Below are 222 nucleotides of genomic sequence, written 5' to 3'. Positions count from 1 at the left end.
CGGCATCCACGCCGTCACCTTCGACTACCGCGGCTTCGGGGCCAGTGACGGAGATCCGCGCCAGGTCGTCTCCCTGGCCGGACAGGTCGCCGACGTACACGCAGCGATCGACGCCGCGAAGCGGCTCGACGGCGTCGACCCGGAGCGGGTGGTCCTGTGGGGGATCTCGCTCGGTGGCGGTCACGTCGTGTCGGTGGCGGCGGAGCGGTCCGACGTGGTCGC

The 222-nt window shown here is 72.5% G+C and carries 1 protein-coding gene; it reads left to right on the top strand.

Annotated features, from left to right (window positions below):
- A partial coding sequence (locus ACOADB_RS12370) for an alpha/beta hydrolase (RefSeq protein ID WP_378598850.1) occupies positions 1-222 on the top strand: 222 nt, incomplete at both ends.

This window comes from Nocardioides sp. CPCC 206348 (assembly GCF_048654705.1).
Taxonomy (GTDB): domain Bacteria; phylum Actinomycetota; class Actinomycetes; order Propionibacteriales; family Nocardioidaceae; genus Nocardioides.
This window is presented reverse-complemented; position numbering and strand designations above follow the sequence as displayed.